The following is a 1,998-nucleotide window of genomic DNA, read 5'->3' on the forward strand; positions in this document are numbered from 1 at the left end:
CAGGCACTTCGCACCGAGGTCGCCCCGATCCACAGCGCAGTCGCCGAAGCTGCCGGGCTGAGCGACGACGACCGTCGGCGCGAGCTCATCGCCGAACTGCACGACATCACCGAGCGGCTCCAGCTCCTCACCGCGAGTCTCTCCGCACCCGCCCCCGCGGACGACACCCACTGAACTCCTCCACCAGAAAAGGAAATCCCATGCGCGCACTCATCCACCCGACGTTCGGCGATCCCGAGCAGGTCCTCCGGATCGAAGACCGCCCCCTACCCGAGCCCGGTGCCGGTCAGGTCCGTGTTCGGACGGTGCTCTCCCCCATCCACAACCACGACCTGTGGACCGTCCGGGGCACCTACGGCTTCAAGCCCGAGCTCCCCGCGGCGTCGGGCACCGAAGCGGTCGGTGTCGTCGACGCTCTCGGCGCGGGTGTCGACTACCTCACCGTCGGGCAGCGCGTCGCGACGGGCGGCACGTTCGGCGCGTGGTCGGAGTACTTCCTCGCGAACGCCGCCGGCCTGATCCCCGTTCCCGATGCCCTCTCCGACGAGGATGCGGCGCAACTGGTCTCGATGCCGTTCAGCACGATCACCCTGCTGCGTTTCCTCGACGTGAAGCCGGGCGAGTGGATCGTGCAGAACGCGGCGAACGGCGCGGTCGGCCGCATGCTCGCGCAGCTCGGTACCGCACGCGGCATCAACGTCCTCGGACTCGTCCGCCGCACGGCGGGCATCGAAGAGCTCCGGTCCCAGGGCATCGAGGGCGTCGTCGCCACGGATCAGGACGACTGGCGGGAGCAGGTGGCACGCATCACCGGCGGCGCACCGATCGTCGCGGGAGTCGACTCCGTCGGCGGGTCTTCGGCGGGCGACGTGCTGTCGCTCCTCGCCGAGGGCGGCACCCTCGTGGCCTTCGGTGCCATGAACTCCCCCACGATGGAGATCGCCTCCTCCGACGTCATCTTCAAGCAGGCAACCGTGAAGGGCTTCTGGGGCAGCAAGGTCATGCCCAGCCTCGACCCCGCAACCCGGGGCGAACTGTTCGGCGAGTTGGTCCAGCGCGTCACCGATGGCACCCTGACCCTTCCGGTCGCCGGTGTCTTCGACGCCGCCGACATCGGGGCGGCCGTACAGGCGAGCAACACCGCCGGACGCATCGGGAAGGTGCTGCTGCGCTTCTGATCCGTTTCTCGACACCGGGGTTCCGCCCGTCGGAGCCCCGGTGCAGAGTGTGGGCATGGAGATCACACTTGCCAGTCCGGCGGGGCTCGTCGTCAGTCCCGCATTCAGCCACGTCGCCGTCGTCCCACCCGGCGCGACCACGATCTACGTCGGCGGCCAGAACGGCATCGATTCCACGGGGGCGATCGTCTCCGCCGATGCCGCCGAGCAATCGCTGCGCGCCGTCGAGAATGCCCGCATCGCGCTGGAGTGCGCCGGCGCAGGTCTCGACGACGTGATCAGCTGGACGGTCCTGATCCATCAAGACGCCGACCTCCGCGCGGCCTACGGGGCGGTCGCCTCCAGGCTCGCGCGAGAAGGCGCACCGCCTCTGGTCACGGCGGCTCTCGTCGCCGGCCTGGGGGTTCCCGGTGCCCTCATCGAAGTGAGCGCAGTCGCTGCCGTCGTCCGAGGCTGATCCCCGGGGCCGCGGGTGCCACGTCCCGACTGCCGGCTCAGATCCTCCCTCGGACCGGCGTCCGCTCCGCGGTGTCGCCCTCGTCGGGCATCGTCATCTCCGCGCGCACGCCCAGGAGACGCACCTCCCGCTCAGTGTCGAGGGTCTTGGCAAGCGCGAGGGCGGCCGCCAAGAACTCCTCCGGATCGGTCGTCGGTGCCGAGAGCTTGCGCCCGAGCGTCCTCGTCTCGAACGGCGCGTACCGCACCTTGAGATGCGCGCGGACGACGGGTCTTCCTTCGGCGGCGCAGTCGTCGAAGGCCTGAACGGCGAGTTCCCGAACAGCGGCGGTGACCTGCGCCGTCGTCGTGAGGTTCTGCTGGT

At 69.9% G+C, this 1,998-nt stretch carries 3 protein-coding genes; 2 read left to right on the forward strand and 1 reads right to left on the reverse strand.

The features are described from left to right. The first annotated feature begins 200 nt into the window (after positions 1 to 200). Positions 201 to 1,178 carry a zinc-binding dehydrogenase gene (locus ACNPM4_RS20675; protein WP_448987016.1) on the forward strand — a complete coding sequence of 326 codons (978 nt, stop codon included), beginning with the start codon at positions 201 to 203 and terminating at the stop codon, positions 1,176 to 1,178. 55 nt (positions 1,179 to 1,233) lie between these two features. Continuing rightward, positions 1,234 to 1,635 (forward strand): RidA family protein, encoded by a 402-nt coding sequence (locus ACNPM4_RS20680; RefSeq protein ID WP_448987017.1) that lies wholly within the window; start codon positions 1,234 to 1,236, stop codon positions 1,633 to 1,635. A gap of 37 nt (positions 1,636 to 1,672) precedes the next feature. Here the strand turns inward: ACNPM4_RS20680 and ACNPM4_RS20685 are convergent. Beyond that, the coding region (locus ACNPM4_RS20685; RefSeq protein ID WP_448987018.1) for a DinB/UmuC family translesion DNA polymerase at positions 1,673 to 1,998 on the reverse strand (326 nt) is incomplete at its 5' end.

Source organism: Microbacterium umsixpiens, assembly GCF_053543675.1.

Coding starts and splice junctions, on each gene's coding strand:
- ACNPM4_RS20675 (WP_448987016.1), top strand. CDS start 201: ATGCGCGCACTCATCCACCCGACGTTCGGCGATCCCGAGCAGGTCCTC.
- ACNPM4_RS20680 (WP_448987017.1), top strand. CDS start 1,234: ATGGAGATCACACTTGCCAGTCCGGCGGGGCTCGTCGTCAGTCCCGCA.